This is a genomic window from Planctomonas psychrotolerans (assembly GCF_008642235.1).
In the GTDB taxonomy this organism is placed as follows: Bacteria; Actinomycetota; Actinomycetes; order Actinomycetales; family Microbacteriaceae; genus Planctomonas; species Planctomonas psychrotolerans.
Map to the genome: position 1 here is coordinate 151,434 of NZ_SJEV01000001.1, position 22,142 is coordinate 173,575.

The following is a 22,142-nucleotide window of genomic DNA, read 5'->3' on the forward strand; positions in this document are numbered from 1 at the left end:
GTTCGCTGCGCATCCGCCGGTCGACGGCGTGCAGCCAGCTTACGGGCCGCGACGCGCGCCCCGTGGTCGGCTCCGCTGCGACGCCTGTCGCACCGGTCCCTGAGCTCGTCGCAGGGACGCAGCGCACCTCACGTCACTTCGACCGAACCCCACGGTCCCTGAAGCTCGTCGAAGCAACGTCGCGCACCTCACGTCGCTTCGACAGGCACCATTCGGTCCCTGAGCTCGTCGAAGGGACGCTGCGCACCTCACGTCGCTTCGACAGGCTCAGCGACCGTACGCGTCGCTTCGACAGGCTCAGCGACCGGGCTTCAAGCCGGGGAACTCGTCGTCGCGCCACTCGCCGGGGAGGCGCTCGCCTCGGTCGGCGGCCTCCTGCTCGCGCTGCCGCAGCTCGACCCGCCGGATCTTGCCCGAACTCGTCTTGGGCAACTCGAAGAACTCGACCCGCCGCACCCGCATGTAGGGCGGGAGGCCCGACCGCGCGTGTCGCAGAACTTCGAGCGCCGTCTCCGGCGAGGCGTCCCACCCGGCGGCCAGAGCCACGTACGCCTTGACGACGCTGAGCCGAGTCTCGTGCGGCGCCGGCACCACCGCCGCTTCGGCGACGGCCGGATGCTCGATCAGCACGCTCTCCACCTCGAAGGGCGACACCTTGTAGTCCGACGACTTGAAGATGTCGTCGGTGCGACCGACGAAGGTGATGAACCCGTCGGCATCGCGGCTCGCCACGTCGCCGGTGTGGAAGAAACCATCCCGCATGGCGACTTCGGTGCGCTCCGCATCTCCGAAGTACCCGGACATGAGGTTCACCGTGGCCGTGGACAGGTCGAGGCAGACCTCGCCCTCCTCGGCGCGCTCCCCCGTCGCCGGATCGAGGAGGGCGATCTCCACCCCGGGAAGCGGATGCCCCATCGAGCCGGCCTTGATCGCCGACCCCGGGGCGTTGCCGATGATGGCCGTGGTCTCGGTCTGGCCGTAGCCGTCGCGGATCCCGAGTCCCCACGCCTGGTCGATCTGGTTGATGACCTCGGGATTGAGGGGCTCCCCCGCCGAGAGGATCTCCCGGAGCGCGGGCGGGCGCTCCCCGAGCTCCGACTGGATCAGCATCCGCCACACCGTCGGCGGCGCGCAGAAGGTGGTCACCTCGGCCCGGCGCAGCTGCGCGAGCAGTGCGCCGGCGTCGAAGCGCGCGTAGTTGTACACGAAGACCGTCGCCTCGGCGATCCACGGCGCGAAGAAGCAGCTCCACGCGTGCTTGCCCCAGCCGGGCGAGCTGATCGCGAGGTGCACGTCGCCCGGGCGCACCCCGAGCCAGTACATGGTGGTCAGGTGGCCGACCGGGTACGAGACCTGGCTGTGCACCACCATCTTGGGCTTGTTCGTGGTGCCCGAGGTGAAGTAGATCAGCGACGGGTCGTCGGACTGCACGTCCACCCGCGGGCGGTCGGGCGACGCCGTGGCAGCATCGGCGAACCGCGCCCACCCGGCGACCTCGTGCCCCACGCAGATGCGGGTGTAGTCGCCGGGTACCGCGTCGAACGTGGCGGTGTCGGCCGCGTTCGCGATGACCGCGTGCACGCCGCCCCGCTGCACCCGGTCGGCGAGGTCGGCGGCACCCAGCACCGTGGAGGTGGGCAGGATGACCGCGCCGAGCTTCATGATGCCGAGCATCGCTTCCCAGAGCTCCACCTGGTTCCCGAGCATGAGCAGCACGCGGTCTCCCCGCGACACCCCCTGCTCAGCGAGCCAGGTGGCGACCCGGTCCGAGCGCTCGGCCATGTCGGCGTAACTGATCCGGCTCTCGCTGCCGTCCTCCTCCACGAGCCAGAGGGCGATGCGGTCGTTGTCGCGAGCGACGACGTCGAACCAGTCCGTGGCCCAGTTGAAGGAGTCCCCGACGTCCGGCCACCGGAACTGCTCGCTCGCCGAGGCGATGTCCTGCCGGGAGGAGAGGAGCAGGTCCCGGGCGGCGCGGAAGTCGGGGGCGGTCATTCGCCGGCCAGCACCATGCGCTCGTTGGGAACGCAGTGGGTCATCTCGAGGTCGCCCACGTCGCGAGTGCCGTTCGAGCCGAGGTTCGCGAGGCGGGCGAGCTCGTCCTCCGACAGCGTCTGGCTGGCGAGCGGCGGAAGCGACCGCACGTCGTCGGCGGTGATGCCGAGTCCCTCGCCCACGCGCGCGCCCAGCTCGTCCTCGCACAGGAAGAAGTGCCACACCATGCGCTCCTGAACCTCGCGCGAAGCCTGCCCGATCAGCGTCACCAGGTTCGACACGAGGTCGTCCTGCTCCCAGGTGTCCATGAGCAGGTAGCGCTGTCCGGCCTGGATGTAGTCGTTCGTGCGGGGAATGCGCTTGCGGGTGAGGCGCCCCGTGATCTCCGGACCTTGCTCGTCGTGGGTCGGGTAGGTCCCCTCGCGGAGACCACCGGTGATCGACGGCTCGTAGTTGACATGCGGGTTCTCGCCGCCGCCGTCCACCGAGTAGGTCATCTGGCCGTCACGCTGGTTGGTGGAGACGCGGGCGTTCTTCGCCGAGTTCACCGGCAGCTGCAGGTAGTTCGGCCCCACGCGGTAGCGCTGCGCGTCGCTGTAGGAGAAGGTGCGCCCCACGAGCATCTTGTCGTCGGAGAAGTCGAGTCCGTCGACGAGCACACCGGTGCCGAACGAGAGCTGCTCGTTCTCGGCGAAGAAGTTGCGCACGTTGCTCGTGAGCACCATCGTGCCGACGGCCTTCGGCGGGAACTGATTCTCCGGCCACACCTTGGTGTCGTCCAGCGGGTCGAAGTCGAGCTCGGGGTGGTCGTCGTCGCTCATGACCTGCACGCGGAGTTCCCACTCGGGGTAGTCGCCGCGCTCGATGGCGTCGTAGAGGTCCTTGGAGGCGTGGCCGAGGTCGCCCGCCTGGATCGCTGCCGCATCCTTCTCGGTGAGGCTCGACACCCCGGCCTTCGGGATCCAGTGGTACTTGACGAGGTGGGTGAGACCCTCGGCGTTGACCCACTTGTACGTGTTCACGCCGAAGCCCTGCTGCGTGCGGTAGTTCGCGGGGATGCCGCGCGGGCTGAACAGGTTGACGAGCATGTGCATCGACTCGGGAGTCTGCGACATGAAGTCGAAGATGCGGCCCGGCTCCTGGCGGAATGTGACGGGGTCGGGCTTCAGGGAGTGGATGACGTCGGGGAACTTGATGGCGTCGCGGATGAAGAAGACACCGAGGTTGTTGCCGACGAGGTCCCAGTTGCCGTCTTCGGTGTAGAACTTCACGGCGAAGCCTCGCGGGTCGCGGGCGGCCTCGGAGGAGTCTCGGCCGCCGATCACGGTGGAGAAGCGGATGGCGAGGTCGGTGCGCTTGCCCGCCTCGGCGAAGAGCTTGGCGCGGGTGTACTTCGCGATGGGCTCGTCGCCCCAGGTGCCGGTGGCCTCGAAGTGGCCGAACGCGACGGCGCCCCGGGCGTGCACGACGCGCTCCGGGATGCGCTCCCGGTCGAAGTGGCTGATCTTCTCGAGGAACTGGTAGTTCTCCAGCGTGGCCGGGCCGCGCGCGCCCACGGTGCGGGAGTTCTGATTGTCGTATACGGGGTGACCCTGCCGGTTGGTGAGTACCGGTCGGTCGTCGCCCTCGGCGGGCGGCTGCGCAGAAACGTCTGTCATGGAGTTCCTTTCACGAAACGGGTCGAGCCTATGCTTCCATCCTGCCTCAGGCGGCCTGTGCACCCCACCGCGCGGCGGTCGCTCGGGCGCTTCCGGTCGCTAGCATGGGCGGATGCCCCGACTTCTGCACCTCGACTCCTCCGCCGACTCGGTCTCGTCCCGGTCGCGCGCCATCACTCGCACCTTCGCCGACGCGTGGGCCGCCGCCGGCCCGGATAACACCGTCGTGTACCGGGACCTTCACGCCAACCCGCTTCCGCACCTCTCCGACGCCGCGCTGCACTGGCCCGAGCGCCTGCGCGCCGAGGGCAGCACCGTGTCCGCCGAGGACGAGGCGCTGCAGAACGAGATCCTCGAGGAACTTCTGAGCGCCGACGTGCTGCTCGTGGGCGCGCCGCTGTACAACTACTCCCTGCCGTCCACGCTGAAGGCGTGGGTCGACTACATCCACGTTCCCGGCATCACCACGCCGTTCGACGTTCCGTCGCAGCCGCTCGCGGGGAAGCCGGCCGTGGTCGTGTCGAGCCGCGGCGGATCCTACGACGAGGGCACGCCCACCGAGGGCTGGGACCACGCGGTGCCCGTGCTGCGCATCATCCTCGGCGAGGCACTGGGCATGGACGTCTCGGTGATCACGACGAGCCTCACGCTCGCCGAGGTCATCCCCGCGCGCGTCGACGACATCCCCCGCGCCGAGCGCGAACTCGCTCAGGCGCACACCGACGCCGCAGCGCTCGCCACCCGGCTGGGTACCGCGGCCGTCTGATCCTCGCCGCGCCGATGGTCAGGCGCGGGGACTGTACAGCCGGAGTGCACCGGGCCGGATGCGCACGGTCGCTTCGCGCAGCCGCGTCCCCGATCCCGTGCCGTCGAGCACCTCGCCGTCGTGCGCGAGTCGCGCGGGTGCTCCATCCGGCGACCGCACCGCGATGACCACCTCGTCGGTGATCCGTGATTCCGCGGCGGCCGCGGGCAGCAGCCGGAGAGTGCGCAACGCCGCGCTGGTGCGCCGACCGAAGGCGAGCGCGGCCACCGCGTGCGGTCGCGCTCCGGCGTGCAGCACACGCACGTCGAGTACGCCGTCGTCGAGGCGGAGGCGCTGCATGGGAGCGACGGTGGCCGCGTGATTGCGGTTGACGCCCACGAACACCGACCAGACCCGTGCCCGGCGGCCCTCTACCACGATGTCGACGGGACGGGCTCGGCGGAGCACGCGGGACGCGGCGACCAGGCCACCCAGCCACTTGCTGAGGTACCGTTCCCGCCGCTCCCGTTCGGCGACGAAGGCGGGATAGACGCCGAGCGACACCGCGTTCAACACGGTCAGCGGCTCCGCGCCGTCGACGCTCAGCTCGGCGACATCGGCCCGCACGCCGTGGCCCGAGCGCAACGCACGCACCGCATCCTCCACCGATTCGAGTCCCGCGGCGCGCGCGAAGTGGTTGAAGGTGCCGCCCGGCAGCACCAGCAGTGGCACGTCGAACGCCCGCGCCAGGTGGGCGACGGTTGCCACGGTTCCGTCACCGCCGCACGCCCCGAGCACGGTCGGCGGGCGTGACGAGCCGAAGGCGCTCGAAACGATGTCGGAGAGGTCGTCGCCGTCCGCGAGTCGCCGCACCGTGGCCGCGGGCAGATTCTCGCTGACGAACCCGGTGGGGTCGGGGCGCCAGACGCTTCGCCCCGAAGAAGGATTGATCAGGAGGAGCACCCCTTCCCCGTCGGCCGACGCGGGCAGGACGACCTCGGCGCCACCCGAACGCCGCCCGACGCGCATCCGGCGATCCGCCCGGGCAGGCACGAGGGCCTTGCCCACCGTTGCCATAGCCACGCCGATCGCGAGGCCGCCCACCACGTCGGAGAACCAGTGGGCTCCGGTGTGCAGGCGGGAGTACGCCACCGCACCGGCCAGGGGACCGATCGCGGCGCCGACCCGGGGCGACTCGAGCGCGACGCCCGCGGCGAATCCCGCAGCGCTCGCCGAGTGCCCCGACGGGAATGACGGCGACGTGGGCTGCCTGCGGAGCCTCCTGCCCACCGGCACGTCCTTCAGCAGCGGCCGGTCGCCACCGAAGATCCGCTTGCCGACGAGGTTCGCCAGGATGCTCGCGAGCGTGAGCGACGCGGCACCGCGCACGCCGGCGCGGCGGTGACCGGCGAGCGACAGGATGCCGGCGAGCGAGAACCAGAGCACGCCGCGGTCGGCCGCGCGGGAGAGGTGCACCGCGCCGCGGTCGAGTACGGGATGCGCGGCGCGGCCGTTGATGCGACGCGCCACCACCGCATCCACGCGTCGCACGGCACGGGGCATCAGCCGGAGGCGGCGCAGGGCGACGCGCGGGGCGACCGGCCGACGGAGCATCATGGCTCAAGGGTAGGACTCTCTCCGGGTGAGCGGGTCGCCGACGGGGACAACGCCGAGGGTGGAAGATCGAGTCATGCAGCCGAGTCCCGCTTCGCCGATCGCCCCCATGCTCGCCAAGGCCGTGAAGACCGTGCCGGAGCCCGACAGCGTGCCCGGCGGGCTCAGCTACGAACCGAAATGGGACGGGTTCCGCGCGATCGTCTACTACGACGGTTCCACGGTCGAGATCGGCAGCCGCGGGTCGAAGATGCTCACCCGCTACTTCCCCGAACTGGTCGAGGCCTTCTCCCGCCTGCTGCCCGAGCCGTGCGTTCTCGACGGGGAGATCGTGGTGCGCACGGGTGCACCCGGCAGCGAGCGACTCGACTGGGAGGCACTGTCGCAGCGCATCCACCCCGCGGACAGCCGGGTACGTACGCTCGCGCGGGACACGCCCGCCGCGTTCGTTGGCTTCGACCTGCTCGCCCAGGGGGAGGAGAGCCTGCTCGACGCGCCATTCGCGGAGCGGCGCGCAGCACTGGAGGACCTGATCGGCACGGTGGGCGAGCCCATCTTCCTCACCCGCACGACCGAGGACGGCGAACTGGCCCGCCGCTGGTTGGTGGAGTTCGAGGGCGCCGGACTCGACGGCGTGGTGGCCAAGCCGCTTGCCGCTGCGTACGCCCCGGGCAAGCGGATCATGCTGAAGACGAAGCACCACCGCACGGCCGACGTGGTGCTGGTCGGATACCGCGTGCACAAGAGCGGGCGCGGAGTCGGCTCACTGCTCCTCGGCCTGTACGACGACGAGGGCACGCTGCGTAACGTGGGCGGGGCATCCGCCTTCAGCGACGCGCGCCGGCTGGAGCTGGTGGACGAACTGGACGAGCTCGTGGTGCGTGATGATTCCGGCGATGCGGTGCGCGGCGAGACCGACCGCAGCCGGTTCTCGTCGTCGAAGGACGTGTCGTTCGTGCGGCTGGAGCCGGTGCGGGTGATCGAGGTGCAGTACGACCAGATGGAGGGCGCACGCTTCCGGCACACGGTGCAGTTCGCGCGGTGGCGCGACGACCGGGAGGCGCGGTCGTGCACCTTCGACCAGCTCGACCGGCCGATCGCCTACGACCTGCAGAGGGTGCTCGCCTGACCCGGCCCTCCCTCTCCCCCCACCCTCCCGCGTTGTGCGCTTGATCCGGCATGGGTGCGAGCGTTACGCGCTCAATCCGGCATGGGGACGCGCGCTGAGCGATTGAGCCGGCATGGGGACGCGCACTGAGCGATTGAGCCGGCACTGACGGCGGCACGGCCGGGCGGCTCAGTCGGTCTTCCTCGCCCGGCTCGGTTGCACGCGCGGCGGCTCGCCCGGCATCTTCGGGTAGTCCGGCGGGAACGGCAGCTCGCCGAGGCCCGCGGCGAGGTCGCGCTCCCACCAGCCGAGCAGCACGTCGATCGTGCCGGGCTTGTCGTGCATCCGCGCCCACGGGTCTCCCGTGGTGGCCAGCCGCTCGGGCACGGTGAGCACGGTGAAGGCGCGCGGGTCGGCGTTCTCCAGCTCGTCCCACTCGATCGGGCAGGAGACGGGGGCGTGAGCGAGTGCCCGTGGGCTGTACGCACCGGCCATGGTGCGGTCCCGGTTCGCCTGGTTGAAGTCGACGAATACCTTCTCGCCGCGCTCCTCCTTCCACCACGCCGTGGTGACCCGGTCGGGCATGCGGCGTTCGAGTTCCCGAGCGGCCGCGATCACGGCATGCCGCACGTCGAGGAACTCGCGCAGCGGCTCGATCGGCGCGAAGACGTGCAGGCCGCGGTTGCCGGAGGTCTTGAGAAAGGCGTCGAGCCCCGCCTCGGCGAGCACGGAGCGCAGCTCGAGCGCGGCGGGGATCGCGTCGTCGAAATCGGTGCCCGGCTGCGGGTCGAGATCGATGCGCAGCTGATCCGGATTGTCGGAGTTGCCCGCCCGAGAGGGCCACGGATGGAACACGACGGTGTTCATCTGCGCCGCCCACACCGCGGCGGCGGGCTCGTCGAGCACGAGCTGCGGATGCGACCGGGCGCTGGGATAGACCACCGTCACCGAACGCACGTACTCGGGGGCTCCCTTCGGCGGGTTCTTCGAGAAGAACTGGTCGCCGTCGATGCCGTTCGAGAACCGCTGGAGCGCCAGCGGTCGGTCGCCGTTCGCCGCGAGGAACGCCGTGCCCACCGTCGCCAGGTAGGTGGCGAGGTCGAGCTTCGTGATGCCGAGGTCCGGCCAGAGCACGCGGCTCGGGCTGGAGATCCGCACGTCGCGCGTGCCGTGCGGGCCGTCGACGGGGAGGACGATCGCTTCGGTTGCCATGGCGCAAATCTACTCAGCCCGCGCTCCGACCGGCCGAGTCGGCCCGCACGGGTCCGGTCGTCGGGGGCACGAGGTCCGGGCGGATGTCACCGGGGTCGACCGGTCGGGCCGGCGCGGTGATGCCGTGCCGTTGCGCGACGATCACGGCACGGAGCTCGGCGACCTCCCGGGTGAGGCGGTCCATGTCCGACTTCGCGTCGGCGCGGTCCTTCGCCTCGGCCGAGCTCACCCGGTCGAGGAACCAGGATGCGAGCGAGGCGGTGATCGTGCCGAGCAGGGCGATGCCGGCCACCATCACGGCGACGGCGATGAACCTGCCGGCCAGGGTCACTGGCGATAGGTCGCCGTAGCCGACGGTGGTGATGGTGACGACCGCCCACCACAGCGCGTCGCCGAACGTGGTGATCGTGGCATCCGGAGCGTCGCGCTCCACGTCGAGCATCGCGAGGCCCGCCACCACGATGAGCAGCAGCGAGCTCCCCACGGCGTAGAGCACGATGCGGCCCCGGAACAGCCCCTCCTCGACGCGGTTGACCAGCGCCAGCACCGAGATCAGGCGCAGCAACCGCAACGGTCGGAGCACGGGCAGCGCCACGATGAGCAGCTCGTGCAGGTGCCGCCAGAACCAGCGTCGCGGCACGGGTGCCAGTACCAGATTCGCCACGTAGTCCACGGCAAACAGCGCCCAGGTGGCCCAGAGGATCACCTCGGTGAGGAGGAGCTGCGCACCCTCCGGCTGGGCCAGCACCTGCCAGCCGTAGGTGAGGAGGAACAGACCCGCCGCCGCCGTCAGCGGCCACTCGGTCGCCGAGCGCCACGCGGTCTGTCTCATGGAGGCGATCGTACCGGCGGTGCCCCGGGTGTGCGTTCCGGTCCGTGCCCCGGGTGGCGCATGGCGAGGACCCGGGACATCCCCCATCCCCGCTTCCGTTTCGCATCCCCGCCACCCCTATTGCGGTCGCGACGACGGGAAGGCGGAGCGGGGACGGGAAGGTGAGTGTGGGGTGCGGGCGTCGAATCGCCCCTCAGGCGGATCGCGTCTCGCGGGGCATCCGGAGGGCGAAGAGCGAAGCGGCGACCATGAGCACGCAGGCCGACGCGAACGCGGCCGGATAGGAGAACGCGTCGAGCAGGAGGCCGGCGACGATCGGGCCGACGATGGCCCCGAGGTCGGAGAACGCCGAGAACACGGCGACGGGCTGCCCGCCCCGAGCCCCAGCCGCGTCGCCGACGGATGCCGCAGGAGCCGTGCCCATGAACGCCGCCGCTACCCCGTAGAGGCAGAGCAGCGCCATGAGCCACCAGATGTCGGGCACGAACGGGATCGCGAGCATCAGCACGGCGCCCACGGCGTACGCGAAGACGATCGCCGGTCGGCGGCCGACACCGTCGACGAAGCGACCGGCGGGTCCGAGCGCGAGCGCCTGCACCACGGCCGCCGCCGCGAACGCGATGCCCGTCCAGGCCGGTTCCCGGTGCAGCACCTCGACCACCAGCACCGGGATGAGCGCGCCGCGCACCCCCATCGCCGCCCAGCCCTGCGCGAGGTTCGCCAGGCACGCGGCCTGGAAGCGGGCATCGGCGAGCACGGAGCGCAGCGGAAGGGTCGAGGCGGTCGCGTCGGGCACGTCGTGGCGGCGCCCGGTGAGCATCAGGAGACCGACCGTGCCGGCGGCCACGAGGGTGACCGCGTAGAAGAAGAACGGCGCCGTGAGCGAAATGGATGCCAGCAGTCCGCCGACGGCCGGGCCCGCCATCCCGCCGATGAGGAATCCGCCCTGGTAGAAACCGACGGCTCGCCCCCGGGTCTTCTGCGACGACGCCGCGAGCAGCAGCGTCATCGCGGACACCGAGAACATCGCCGAGCCGATGCCGCCCGCGCCGCGGAGCAGCAGCACCTGCGGGTAGGTGTCGGCGAGACCGACGAGCCCGCTCGAGACCGCGACGATGCCGATCCCGATGGCGAGCACCGTGCGCTCCCCCAGCACGTCGACGAGCTTGCCCACGAACGGGCTCGCGACCAGTCGCATCACCGCGAAGGCGGCGACGACGGCGCCCACCTCCACGTAGCCCACACCGAAGCTCCGCACGTACACGGGCAGTACCGGAACGACAACGCCGAAGCCGACCATCACGAAGAAGGCGACCACCCCGAGCACCCGCACGTCGCGGGGCAGCTTCTCCCGGGGGTGCTTCTCCCGGGGTACCGTGCGCCGACGCGGATCGAGGCGGCGGAGGGCGGGCACCGCTCTAGGCTACGACCCCGTCGGAATCCACGCGCACGACGCCGGAGTCACGACTCGCGCGTGATCTCCACCGTCACCCGGGGCGACGTGGATCGCGAGCCCGCGAAGACCCCGCGCAGCGGTGGCACGTCCGAGTAGTCGCGGCCACGACCCACCAGCACGTGCCGATCGCCGATCTCGATCGAGTTGGTCGGGTCGTAGCCGCGCCACTGACCGCAGAACCACTCCACCCAGGCGTGCGATTCACCGCGGATCGTCTCTCCGACCACCGGGTCGCGCTGCGGATGCAGGTAGCCGGAGACGTAGCGCGCGGGAATCCCGACGGAACGGAGCGCGCCGAGGGTGATGTGCGCGATGTCCTGGCAGACGCCCTTGCGGTCGACCCAGGCTTCGGCCGCCGTCGAGTGCACGCCGGTGACCCCGGGCACGTAGTCCACCGCATCGCCGACGGTCCGCGCGATGGCGAGCGCGGCGTCACCCGGCCCGAGCCCGCTCGACGCGATCTCGGTGGCGAGTCGGGCGACCTCCTCGGGCGGTGCGGTCAGGCGAGTGGCGTTGCACTGCTCCACCAGCTCGAGGGTCGACCGCGATGCCTCCTCGAGTTCCTCCCAGGACAGGGAATCCTCCGAGTGGGTCGCCGGTCGCACCTCGACCACGCTCCGGGACAGTACGGAGAGTTCCCGGTGAGGGGTCAGCACCTCGAACGCGGTGACGCCGGTGCCCCAGTAGTCGGTGTACGAGTGGGTCGAGCCCACCGGGGAAACGCTCATGCCCGTGCGGATCACGAGCTGGGCGTCGGATACCGCGGGCGTCATCCGTGCCTCGTTGTACGACGCCGCCACGTCGGCCGCGTAGCTGAAGGTGGTCCGGTGCTCGATCCGCAGTCGCTTCACAGCTGGTCTCCGATCCAGATGGGGGCCGCATCCGTGGGGAAGTATCGTTGCCGGATCGATTCGCTCGCCTCGCTCGTGGCCACCTGAACGGCCTCCATGTGCTGCGGCAGATCTTCGAGAGTGTCGGTGATCGAGCGGTACTCGAGCTGGTTGCGCACCCGGCCGAGCATCCGCTGGGCGTCGTCGGCGATTCCGGCTCGCCCCACGGCCGGCTGCAGGTCGCGCAGGCACTGTTCGGCGCGGTTCACGGAGAACACGATCGACCGGGGGAACAGCCGGTCGAGCAGCAGGAACTCGGCGGCGTTCACCGCCGACGGCACGCCGCGGTACGTGCGCAGGTACGCCTCGTACGCGCCGCACGACCGGAGGATCGTGGTCCACGACGGTCCGGACGCCTCGGTGAGCGACCGGGTGGCGAGCAGCCGCGCTGTCATGTCGGCGCGCTCGATGCTGCGGCCGAGGGTGAGGAAGTGCCAGGCCTCGTCGCGGCTCGTGGCCGATTCGATGATGCCGATCGCCAGCGCGGAACGCTCGCGCACCCAGCGGAAGAAGTCGTGCACCTTGTCGGCGGCCACGCGGCGCGGCATCCGCGAACTCGTGGCGTTGAGGCACTCCCACAGTTCGGTGGGCACGATCTCCCGGGCCCGGCGCGCGTTCTCCCGCGCCGACCGCAGTGAGTGGGCGATGGACGCCGGATGCGCGCGGTCGACGGCGAGGATGCCCAGCACGTCGGCGCGGGTGAGGTCGGTGCGTTCCCCGTCGGGATGGGGGTCGCTGCTGCCCATCACCGACAGCAGCGACCGGCACGCGGTGTCCTCGTCGATCCACGGATCCTCGAGGAGCAGCTGCAGGTGCACGTCGAGGATGCGGGCGGTGCCGTCGGAACGCTCCACGTAGCGTCCGATCCAGAACAGCGATTCAGCGATTCGCGACAGCATCAGGACTCCCCTCCCTCGGTCGCCTGCTGCTGCTGTTGCCCCTGATCGGCCTGGGCGCTGTCTTCGCGCGAGTCGTCGGGCACGTGCTGCCGGTCGTAGATGATCGGGATGGACTGGGTGGTCGCCTGCTCGGTGACGAGGCCGAGCACGTCGTGGGAGTCGACGGTGCTGGGCGCCTTGCCGGGCTCGGTGCCGAGCACCCAGGTGTCCTTCGAGCCGCCGCCCTGGCTGGAGTTCACCACCAGCTGGCCCTCCGGCAGCGCCACGCGGGTGAGACCGCCGGGCAGCACCCAGATGTCGGACCCGTCGTTGACGGCGAAGGGGCGCAGGTCGGCGTGCCGGGGCCGCATCCCGTCCTCCACCAGGGTGGGGATGGTCGACAGCTGCACCACCGGTTGCGCGATCCAGCCGCGCGGATCGCGCAGCAGCCGCGCCTTCAGGTCGCGCAACTCCTTGGCCGAGGCGGCGGGGCCCATCACGAGTCCCTTGCCGCCCGACCCGTCGACGGGCTTCACGACGAGTTCACCGAGGCGGTCCAGCACCTCTTCGAGCGCATCGGGCTCCTCCAGCCGCCACGTGTCGACGTTCGGCAGGATCGGTTCCTCGCCGAGGTAGTAGCGGATGAGTTCGGGGATGTAGGTGTACACGAGCTTGTCGTCGGCGAACCCGTTGCCGATGGCGTTGGCGATGGTCACATTCCCGAGACGGGCGGCGAGCATGAGTCCGGGCGAGCCGAGCACCGAGTCGGCCCGGAACTGCAGCGGATCGAGGAATTCGTCGTCGACCCGGCGGTAGATGACGTCGACCCTCGTGGGGCCGGCTGTCGTGCGCATCCATACTCGACCGTTGGCGCAGTAGAGGTCCCGGCCCTCGACGAGTTCGACGCCCATGAGGCGGGCGAGCAACGTGTGCTCGTAGTAGGCCGAGTTGTAGACGCCCGGGGTGAGCACCACCACCGTGGGATCGTCGACGCCCTCCGGCGCGCTCGCGCGGAGAGCGTGCAGCAACCGGTTCGGATATTCGCCCACCGGTCGCACGCGCAGCGACACGAACAGTTCGGGCAGGGTCTGCGCCATCACCCGACGGTTGGAGATCACGTAGCTCACGCCGCTCGGCACGCGCACGTTGTCCTCGAGCACCCGCCAGGCCCCGACCTCGTCGCGGATGAGGTCGATGCCGGAGACCTGGATGCGTACGCCGTTGGCGCTCTCGATTCCGGCCGCCTGGCGGTGGAAGTGGGAGGAGGAGGTGATCAGCGACGCCGGCAGCACGCCGTCGCGCACGGCGTTCCGCGGGCCGTAGACGTCGGCGAGGAGGGCCTCGAGCGCACGCACCCGTTGCTTCACGCCCGCCTCGACGCGCAGCCAATCGTCGCCGGGGATGACCCGGGGCACCGCGTCGATGGGGAACGGCCGCTCCTCCCCCGCGAAGTCGAACGTGACGCCCTGGGTGAGGTAGGAACTGGCGAGCGCCTCGGTGCGGTCGCGCAGTTCCTCCTGCGTCATCTGCGACAGAGCCGCGTAGATCTCCCGGTAGGGATCGCGCACACCGAGTCGCGCGTCGGTGTCCGGATCGGAGAACATCTCGTCCCATGCCGACGCACGAAGACCGTTGTGTGCGGGCACGAGGGTGGAGCCGTATCCGGAAAAGAGGTCGCCCATGGGGCGAGCATAACTAGGGCGTGTTGCCGCCGTGTTTCCGGCGGCGGGTCACTCCATGTCTTCGGCGGTCGCCACCCGGCCGCCCTCGATGAGGGCCTCGGGGCGGGACTCGGCCTTGCTGCCGACCGGGTTGGCCTCCCGGTCGACGCTCCGCTCGAGATCGGGGCTCGGGCTGCCCACGGCGGTGGATCCGAAGGTCACCGCGTCATTCGGCGCCTCCGCGCGCTCGTCGAGATCGTCCGGACCGCCGGCACCGTCGCTGCGCTCGCCCTCGGGCTGGGTCGCGTCGACCTCGCCGGACTCGGTGGCATCGCCGGTGTACTCGTCGCTCTCGTGCCGTGCTGAATCGGTCATCGGCCCAGACTATCGGGGAGCGGATCCGGACGCGGTGGCGGGATGCGAGCGGTCGCGCCGGGATGGAAGGTCCGCACCCGCTCCGCGGGTGGGGAAAGATGGGATGGTGACACCTACAGCGGACGTGGGGTTCCGCTCGGAGCGTGGCCCGATCCTCATCGCCCTCATGCTGACGACCGGGCTCGTGGCGATCGATGCCACCATCTTGGCGACCGCGGTGCCGTCGATCGTGAGCGACCTCGGCGGCTTCTCGCAGTTCCCGTGGTTGTTCTCGGTGTACCTGCTGGCCCAGGCCGTGTCGGTGCCGGTGTACGCGAAGCTCTCCGACATCGTGGGCCGGAAGCCCATCCTCCTGATCGGCATCGCGCTGTTCCTGCTCGGCTCCATCCTGTGCGGACTCGCGTGGAGCATGCCCGCCCTGATCGCGTTCCGCGCGGTGCAGGGGCTCGGCGCGGGCGCGGTGCAACCGATGGCCATCACCATCGCCGGCGACATCTACTCGGTGGCCGAGCGGGCCAAGGTGCAGGGCTACCTCGCCAGCGTGTGGGCGGTGTCCAGCGTGGTCGGGCCCACCCTGGGCGGGGTGTTCTCCGAGTTCCTCAGCTGGCGCTGGATCTTCTTCATCAACATCCCGCTCTGCGTGCTCGCCGGGTGGATGATCGTGCGCACGTTCTCCGAGAACATCGTGCGCCGCAAGCATCGCGTGGACTATCTCGGCGCGGTGCTCCTCACGACGTCGCTCACCCTGCTGATCCTCGCCATCCTCGAGGGCGGACAGGCGTGGGCCTGGGACTCCCCGCAGAGCATCGGGGCGTTCGCCGTGGGAGGCGCGCTCCTGGCGCTCTTCGGCCTCGTGGAGCGGCGAGCGGAAGAACCGGTGCTGCCGCTCTGGGTGTTCTCCCGGCGTCTGCTGCTGACGACGGCGCTCGTCTCCATCGGCGTGGGGGCCATTCTCATCGGACTGACGTCGTACGTGCCGACCTATCTGGAGGGGGCGCTCGGTGTGTCGCCTCTCACGGCAGGGCTCGCGCTGGCCGCCCTCACCATCGGCTGGCCGATCTCGGCGACGCTGTCGGGGCGGTTCTACCTCACGATCGGATTCCGCAACACGGTGCTCATCGGCATGGTCATCGTGATCGCCGGCGCCGCGGCGCTCGCCGTGCTGGCCGGTGAGCCGAGCGTGCTCGTCGTCGCGGTGTGCTGTTTCCTCGTCGGGCTCGGTCTGGGTCTCGTGGCCACGCCGTCGCTGATCGCCGCCCAGTCGAGCGTGGACTGGAACGAGCGGGGCGTGGTGACGGGGGCCAACATGTTCTCCCGGTCCATCGGAAGCGCGGTCGGTGTGGCGATCTTCGGCGCGGTCGCGAACGCGATCTTCGCCGCCGGGGGCGGCTCCGCATCGGATCCCGCGACGGTGGAGTCGGCGTCGTCCGCGGTGTTCGCGGCCGTCGCCGTGGCGGCGGCTCTCACCGTCGTCGCCGCCGTGACGATGCCACGCACGCCGGTCGCGGCGGTCGCCCCGTCGGACCCCGTGGGCCCGACCGACGAGTCGGGCACCGCCGGATCCCGCTGATCGGCCCTCGCCGATGAGCCGCCGCCGACGCGGTCAGACGGCGGGGCCGCCCGGCAACGGGAACGGCGGACGCACGTGGCGCGCGTCGATCTCGTCGGTCGAGCGCAGCCCGAGCAGCTGCAGGCCGCGCTGATACTCCGACCGGAGGATCTCGAGCGCGCGTTCCACTCCGCGCTCGCCGCCGGCCATGAGGCCGTAGAGGTACGCGCGACCGACCATGACGGCATCCGCTCCGAGCGCGATGGCCGCGACGATGTCCTGACCGTGAGTCACCCCGCTGTCGAGCAGCACCGTCGCATCCGGGCCCACCGCCTGGCGCACCGCCGGCAACGCCTCCAGCGTGGCCGGGGTGCGGTCGAGCTGGCGCCCGCCGTGGTTCGACACCACCACACCATCGGCTCCGAGCGCCATCACGCGCCGCGCGTCGGCGGGGCTGAGGACGCCCTTCACGAGCAGCGTGTGCGGCCATGTGGCCCGCAACCACTCGAGGTCGGCATAGGCGAGACCGGGGTCGAAGAGCAACGCCGCCACATCGGCCGACGAGCCGGGGAAGTCGCGCACCGACGCGAACTCGATCGCCGGGGTGGTGAGCTTGTTGATCCACCAGGACGGGAACCGGGACATGTCGAGGAACGTCTTGAGCGTGAGGGACGGAGGAATGGTCAGCCCGTTGCGCACATCCTTCAGCCGGCGTCCGCCGACCGCGGTGTCGATGGTGAGCACCACGGTCGTGAAGCCCGCGGCGAGCGCCCGGTCGAGGAGCTCGTCGTTCAGCGCCCGGTTGTTGGTGAGGTAGAGCTGGAACCAGTTGTTCCCGGTGGGCGCGGCATCCCGCACCTCCTCGACGGTGGAGGTGCCGACCGTGGAGAGCGCGTAGGGCAGGTTGTTGCGGGCGGCGACCCGCGCCACCGCCGTCTCCCCCGCGTGGTGCATCATGCGGGTGTACCCGGTAGGGGCGAAGACGAGCGGCATCGCGATGCGCGTGCCGCTGATGACGGTCGAGAGGTCGGGGTCGGCCACCGGGTTGAGGAACTCCGGCACGAACACGGTGTTGCGGAAGGCCGCGCGATTCTTGCGGACCGTCAGTTCCTCGTCGGCCGCCCCGTCGACGTAGTCGAACACGGAGCGCGGTGTGGTGCGCCGGGCGATGCGGCGCAGGTCGCCGATCGTGAGCGCACCCGCGAGCCGACGGGCCACGGGGTCGAGCACGGGGGCGCGGAACTGCAGCAGCTCCCGCACCTCGGAGATGCGCGGCACCTGGCGCTGCGTCTTCACGCGGGCGTCGGGCGCCGGGACGGCGTCGGGGCCGTTGTCTGCGGGGGCGTCCCGGAGTTCGGTCATCGGATCCTCGCGATCGGTGCGGTGGTCAACAGGGGCGGGCTCGGTCACAGCGCCTCACCGAGCGGGTGCTCCTCGTCATCGAGGAACTCCCCACCGAGCGTGTCGGTGAGCGTCATTCCGGTGTGCGCGAGCGCCTCATCCGGCCCGAGGCCGGGATCGACGGAGCTGTCGACGGCCACGAAGCCGATCGACTCGCCCGCCTCCGGGCTGAGCCATGCCGCGCCGTTGCGGGACACCGCCCACACGACGGTGTGCCCGGGCCGGTCGAGCGCCACGGTCGCCTCGACGAGTCGCGCGATGTCGCCGGGCGACACCCACAACTGCAGGTCGCGGCCGCTGCCGTCGGGTACGTCGGAGAAGTGGCAGATGCGCGCAGAGACGATGGACATGTCGTGCCGCGTGGCGAAGACGGCACCGAGAGCCTCCATCGTGGCCTTGCTCACCCCGTAGAAGGTGTCCGGACGCGGATTCGGCTCCCGCACGCCCGCCACATCGCCCAGGGTGGCGGCGCCCACGGCATGGATCGAGCTGGCGAGGAACACGTTGCGCACACCCGCCTCCTGCGCGGCTTCGAGCGCCACGTAGGTGCCGGAGATGTTGGTCTCGAGGATGTCTTGCCACTCGCGTTCCGACGGGAACCCGGCGAGGTGCACGAGGGCATCCGCACCCTGGAGCGCCCGGTGCATCGACCGTTCGTCTTCGATCGACACGCTCGCGAACTCCTCGCGCTCGGGATCGACCCCGTCGGGTTCCACCACGTCGATGAGCCGCAGTGTGCGGTCGGGCGCCGCGAGCAGCGAGCGGAGAGCAGTGCCGATGCGGCCGGTCGCGCCGGTGATAGCGAGAATCGTCATGAGTCGTGTCTATACCTTTTCCCCCGTACGGATACCGCGGTCGCCCGCTCGACCGCCGTGCCGGATCGGGACGGCGCGGATCGGGAATGGATTCCGGGCGGATGCTTCGCGTTCACCTCCCGGCAACGTCTCCTCCGTAGACAGTTCGCGTCCCCCGACATTTCCCCTGGAGTTCCATGTCTGCATTCCGGCGCACGCGCCGCACCCTCCGCCCGGTCGGCACCGTCGCCGCCGCAACCACCGTGTCCGCCGTGGCACTCGCGCTCGTGGCCGGCGTCCCGGTCCCGGCCGCCCACGCGGCCATCGTCGACGAGCCGGTGAGCTACTCCGCCTCCGACGCAGCACTCCGACTCTCGCCTCTCGGAACCTACGAGACCGGCGTGTTCGACGAGTCCGCGGCCGAGATCGTGGCGTACTACGACGACCGCGTCTTCGTCGTCAACGCGCAGGCCGGCGCCGTCGACGTTCTCGACGTGAGCACCCCTGCCGCACCCCGGAAGCTCACCACGCTGTCGAGCGACGGCGTGGCCAACTCGCTCGCCATCCGGGCCGACGGACTCGGCGTCATCGCCCTGGAAGCGACCACCAAGACCGACGACGGCCGCCTCGTGTTCTTCGACGCTCGTGGAGCGGGCGACATCCTCGGCTCCGTGACCGTGGGGGCGCAGCCCGACATGGTCGCCATCTCGGCCGACGGCCAGTACGCCGTGGTCGCCAACGAGGGCGAACCGAACGACGACTACACCGTCGACCCGGAGGGCTCGGTCAGCATCGTGACGCTGCCCGACACTGTGGCCGCCGCCGAGGAGTCGGCCGTGCGGACCGCCGGCTTCTCGGCCTTCGAGGCCGACGGCGACACGCCGCTGCACCCGGACGTGCGCATTTTCGCGGGCATAGCGGAGGACGACAACCCCGTGTCCCGCGGCCTCGAACCCGAGTACGTGGCCATCGACGGCGGATCCGCCTACGTCGCACTGCAGGAGGCCAACGCGGTCGCGGTGGTCGACATCGAGCAGGCGTCGGTCACCGACATCTGGCCCCTCGGGTTCAAGGACCACGGCGTCGAGGGCAACGGCATCGACCCCTCCGACCGGGACCCGGCGGACGGCGATACAGAGGGCGGATCGTCGATCGACATCCGCACCTTCGACGGTCTGTACGGCATGTACATGCCCGACGGCATCAACGCCTACTCGGCGGGCGACCAGACGTACCTCGTGACCGCCAACGAGGGCGACGCCCGGGAATGGGGCGACTACGAAGAGGGGGCGCGGGTCGCCGACCTGCCCGTCTGCGCAACGAGCCCGCTCGCGGCCCGCACCGGCGACGACGAGCTCGGGCGTCTGAACGTCACCACGGAGAACGGCTACAACGACGCGCTCGGCTGCTACGACGAGCTGTACGCCTTCGGCGCCCGCTCGTTCTCCATCTGGTCCACCGACGGCGAGCAGGTCTTCGACTCGGGCTCGATGCTCGAGGAGATCACCGCCGCCGCGAGCCCGGCCTTCTTCAACTCGAACCACTCGGAGTCGAACCTCGAGGGCCGGAGCGACGACAAGGGCCCGGAGCCGGAGAACCTCACCATCGGGGAGATCGACGGCCGCACCTACGCCTTCATCGGCTTCGAGCGCGTCGGCGGGATCGGGGTGTTCGACATCTCCGATCCGACGTCGGCCCAGTTCGTGACCTACCTCAACAACCGCGACTTCTCGGTGTCGGTCGAGGATGCCGCCGACCCCCTCGCCGCGCTCTCGGCTGCCGGGGACCTCGGCCCCGAGGGTCTGACCTTCGTCGCCGCGGACGTGTCGCCCACGTCGCGGCCGATGCTCGTCGTCGGCAACGAGGTGTCGGGCACGACCACGATGTTCGACATCGACGTCACCGCGGATGCTCCCGCGGGCGACACCACGACCATCCAGGTGCTCGGCATCAACGACTTCCACGGACGCATCGAGGACAACGCCGGCAACGGCGAGGCCGGTGCAGCCGTGCTGGCCGGTGCCGTGGCCGAACTCCGTGCCGCCAACGAGAACACCCTCTTCGTCTCCGCGGGCGACAACATCGGGGCATCCACCTTCACCTCGTTCTCGCAGCAGGACACCCCCACGATCGACGCGCTCGTCGCCGCGGGCCTCGACGCGTCCGTGGTCGGCAACCACGAGTTCGACGGAGGCTTCGCCGATCTCACCGACCGGGTGCTCCCCCGCTACGGCGACGCCCGGTTCGGGCTCGGCGCCAACGTGTACCTGGCCGGGACCACCACCCCCGCTCTCGACGAGTACTGGATGACCGAGGTGGACGGCGTGCGCGTCGGTTTCATCGGCACCGTCACCGAGACGACCGCCGCCATGGTGTCGCCTGACGGCATCGCGGACATCGAGTTCGGCGATCAGCTCACCGCCGCCAACCGGGTGGCCGACCAGCTGCAGGACGGCGATGACAGCAACGGCGAGGCCGATGTTCTCATCCTCCTCACCCACGACGGTGCCGAGACCACGGACTGCGCCACCATCGCAGCCGGGTCGAGCACCTTCTCGGGTCTGGTCACCGGAGCCTCCCCGCGCATCGACGCCGTGCTCTCCGGCCACACCCACGCGATCTACGACTGCACCTTCCCGGTTCCGGGGTGGGCGACCGGCGTCGAGCGCCCGGTGCTGCAGTCCGGTCAGTACGGCGCGAACCTCGACCGCCTGGTGCTCGAGGTCGACCGCGCGGACAACTCCGTGGTCTCGTTGAGCGGAGACATCCTGCCGCTCACCGACGGCACCGTCGGCCTCTACCCCGCCGACGCGGCGGTGGCGTCGATCGTCGATGCCGCATCCGCCGAGGCGGAGGTCGTGGGATCCCAGGAGATCGGCTCGATCAGCGCCGACATCCGGCGCGCCGGTGCCGACGGATCCGACCGCGGCTCGGAGTCCTCCCTCGGCAACCTGGTCGCCGACATGCACCTCTGGGCGACCTCGAACGAGTCCTTCGGTGGGCAACCCGCGCAGATCGCCCTCATGAACCCGGGCGGACTCCGCGCCGACCTGCTCTACGGCGACAACGGGTCCGTCACCTACCGGGATGTGGCGAGCGTCCAGCCCTTCGGCAACACGCTCGTGACCATGGACCTCACCGGTGCGCAGCTCGAGCAGATCCTCGAGGAGCAGTGGCAGCCCGACGGCGCGTCGCGGCCCAAGCTGCACCTCGGCGTCTCCGAGGGATTCGGCTACGAGTACGACCCGGACGCCGCCCGTGGCGAGCGCATCACGTCGATGAGCTATCGCGGTGCCGACATCGGGGCGGACGACGTCTTCCGCGTCGCGGCCAACTCGTTCCTCGCCGCCGGTGGCGACAACTTCGTCACGTTCGCCGAGGGCACGAACCGTGCGGACTCCGGTCAGATCGACCTCGTCGCCGCCGTGAGCTACTTCGAGGCGTTCGAGATCGTCGATCCCGCCCCCCTGGGCCGGGCGATGGTCACCGAGCCGGACGCGGGCAACCCGGGCACGCCGATCACTCCGGGGGACGGCGAGCCGGGCACTCCGGGCACCCCGGGAACGCCCGGTACGGGCACTCCGGGCACCGGCGCGCCGGGAGGCGGCGGCGCCGATAACGGCGGTGACGCAGGTTCCGGTGAGGACGAGGACGGTGGGGTCACGACCGGTAACGGCGGCCGCGACGACCTCGCTTACACCGGATCCGACGCGGCGCCCATCGCCGCCCTCGCCGGGCTGCTGCTGATCGGCGGACTGCTGCTGGTGCGTCGCTCGACCCGGGCCACCCGATCCGCGGCGTCAGTGCCTTCGATCTGAGCACGGTCCCGGTCGATGCCGGACGACGAGGGAGCCCGCGGACCACGCGGGCTCCCTCGCGTCGTTCGGGCCCCGGTCCCAGAGCCTGTCGAAGGGCGGTCCCTGAGCCCGTCGAAGGGCGGTCCCTGAGGCCGTCGAAGGGACGGACGCTGCTCC

The 22,142-nt window shown here is 70.7% G+C and carries 16 protein-coding genes; 4 read left to right on the forward strand and 12 right to left on the reverse strand.

Annotation, left to right across the window (positions count from 1 at the left end):
* Positions 1-297: 297 nt before the first annotated feature.
* Positions 298-1,995: an AMP-binding protein gene (locus EY822_RS00655; protein ID WP_150306507.1), complete on the reverse strand. Its 1,698-nt coding sequence runs from the start codon at positions 1,993-1,995 to the stop codon at positions 298-300.
* Positions 1,992-3,653, reverse strand: a complete 1,662-nt coding sequence (locus EY822_RS00660) for a catalase (protein ID WP_150306508.1) — start codon at positions 3,651-3,653, stop codon at positions 1,992-1,994. The genes EY822_RS00655 and EY822_RS00660 overlap by 4 nt, the downstream gene beginning before the upstream one ends.
* Before the next feature lie 112 nt (positions 3,654-3,765).
* Between EY822_RS00660 and EY822_RS00665 the strand changes: the two genes are divergently transcribed.
* The gene (locus EY822_RS00665; protein ID WP_150306509.1) at positions 3,766-4,419 is read left to right on the forward strand and encodes an FMN-dependent NADH-azoreductase; all 654 of its coding nucleotides are present in this window, start codon (positions 3,766-3,768) and stop codon (positions 4,417-4,419) included.
* An 18-nt stretch (positions 4,420-4,437) separates the two neighbouring features.
* On the opposite strand, the gene EY822_RS00670 is transcribed toward EY822_RS00665, so the two are convergent.
* Positions 4,438-6,015 (reverse strand): bifunctional phosphatase PAP2/diacylglycerol kinase family protein, encoded by a 1,578-nt coding sequence (locus EY822_RS00670; protein ID WP_227496904.1) that lies wholly within the window; start codon positions 6,013-6,015, stop codon positions 4,438-4,440.
* 73 nt (positions 6,016-6,088) lie between these two features.
* Between EY822_RS00670 and EY822_RS00675 the strand changes: the two genes are divergently transcribed.
* Complete coding sequence (locus tag EY822_RS00675) at positions 6,089-7,141, forward strand: ATP-dependent DNA ligase (RefSeq protein WP_150306510.1); 1,053 nt, start codon at positions 6,089-6,091, stop codon at positions 7,139-7,141.
* Positions 7,142-7,309: 168 nt separating this feature from the next.
* Here EY822_RS00675 and ligD read toward each other — a convergent pair whose 3' ends face one another.
* The 7 genes from ligD to EY822_RS00710 form a co-directional block, all read right to left on the reverse strand.
* Positions 7,310-8,332, reverse strand: a complete 1,023-nt coding sequence (gene ligD, locus EY822_RS00680; protein ID WP_150306511.1) for a non-homologous end-joining DNA ligase — start codon at positions 8,330-8,332, stop codon at positions 7,310-7,312.
* 13 nt (positions 8,333-8,345) lie between these two features.
* Positions 8,346-9,164 (reverse strand): potassium channel family protein, encoded by an 819-nt coding sequence (locus EY822_RS00685; protein ID WP_150306512.1) that lies wholly within the window; start codon positions 9,162-9,164, stop codon positions 8,346-8,348.
* A gap of 193 nt (positions 9,165-9,357) precedes the next feature.
* Positions 9,358-10,578, reverse strand: coding sequence for an MFS transporter (locus tag EY822_RS00690; RefSeq protein WP_227496905.1), 1,221 nt, complete (start codon positions 10,576-10,578; stop codon positions 9,358-9,360).
* A 47-nt stretch (positions 10,579-10,625) separates the two neighbouring features.
* Positions 10,626-11,471, reverse strand: coding sequence for a transglutaminase family protein (locus EY822_RS00695; protein ID WP_150306513.1), 846 nt, complete (start codon positions 11,469-11,471; stop codon positions 10,626-10,628).
* Positions 11,468-12,409 (reverse strand): alpha-E domain-containing protein, encoded by a 942-nt coding sequence (locus EY822_RS00700; RefSeq protein ID WP_150306514.1) that lies wholly within the window; start codon positions 12,407-12,409, stop codon positions 11,468-11,470. The genes EY822_RS00695 and EY822_RS00700 overlap by 4 nt, the downstream gene beginning before the upstream one ends.
* Positions 12,409-14,070: a circularly permuted type 2 ATP-grasp protein gene (locus EY822_RS00705; protein WP_150306515.1), complete on the reverse strand. Its 1,662-nt coding sequence runs from the start codon at positions 14,068-14,070 to the stop codon at positions 12,409-12,411. Before EY822_RS00705 ends, EY822_RS00700 begins: the two co-directional genes overlap by 1 nt.
* 48 nt (positions 14,071-14,118) lie before the next feature.
* Positions 14,119-14,424 carry a hypothetical protein gene (locus EY822_RS00710; protein ID WP_150306516.1) on the reverse strand — a complete coding sequence of 102 codons (306 nt, stop codon included), beginning with the start codon at positions 14,422-14,424 and terminating at the stop codon, positions 14,119-14,121.
* Between the two features lie 103 nt (positions 14,425-14,527).
* Here EY822_RS00710 and EY822_RS00715 point away from each other — a divergent pair, with 103 nt between their 5' ends.
* Positions 14,528-15,994, forward strand: a complete 1,467-nt coding sequence (locus EY822_RS00715) for an MDR family MFS transporter (RefSeq protein WP_150306517.1) — start codon at positions 14,528-14,530, stop codon at positions 15,992-15,994.
* A gap of 33 nt (positions 15,995-16,027) precedes the next feature.
* Here EY822_RS00715 and EY822_RS00720 read toward each other — a convergent pair whose 3' ends face one another.
* Both EY822_RS00720 and EY822_RS00725 read right to left on the reverse strand, forming a co-directional pair.
* Positions 16,028-17,335 carry an alpha-hydroxy acid oxidase gene (locus EY822_RS00720; RefSeq protein ID WP_150306518.1) on the reverse strand — a complete coding sequence of 436 codons (1,308 nt, stop codon included), beginning with the start codon at positions 17,333-17,335 and terminating at the stop codon, positions 16,028-16,030.
* A 44-nt stretch (positions 17,336-17,379) separates the two neighbouring features.
* Positions 17,380-18,189, reverse strand: coding sequence for an NAD-dependent epimerase/dehydratase family protein (locus EY822_RS00725; protein WP_150306519.1), 810 nt, complete (start codon positions 18,187-18,189; stop codon positions 17,380-17,382).
* A 176-nt stretch (positions 18,190-18,365) separates the two neighbouring features.
* Between EY822_RS00725 and EY822_RS00730 the strand changes: the two genes are divergently transcribed.
* Complete coding sequence (locus EY822_RS00730; protein WP_227496906.1) at positions 18,366-21,986, forward strand: choice-of-anchor I family protein; 3,621 nt, start codon at positions 18,366-18,368, stop codon at positions 21,984-21,986.
* Positions 21,987-22,142 lie beyond the last annotated feature (156 nt).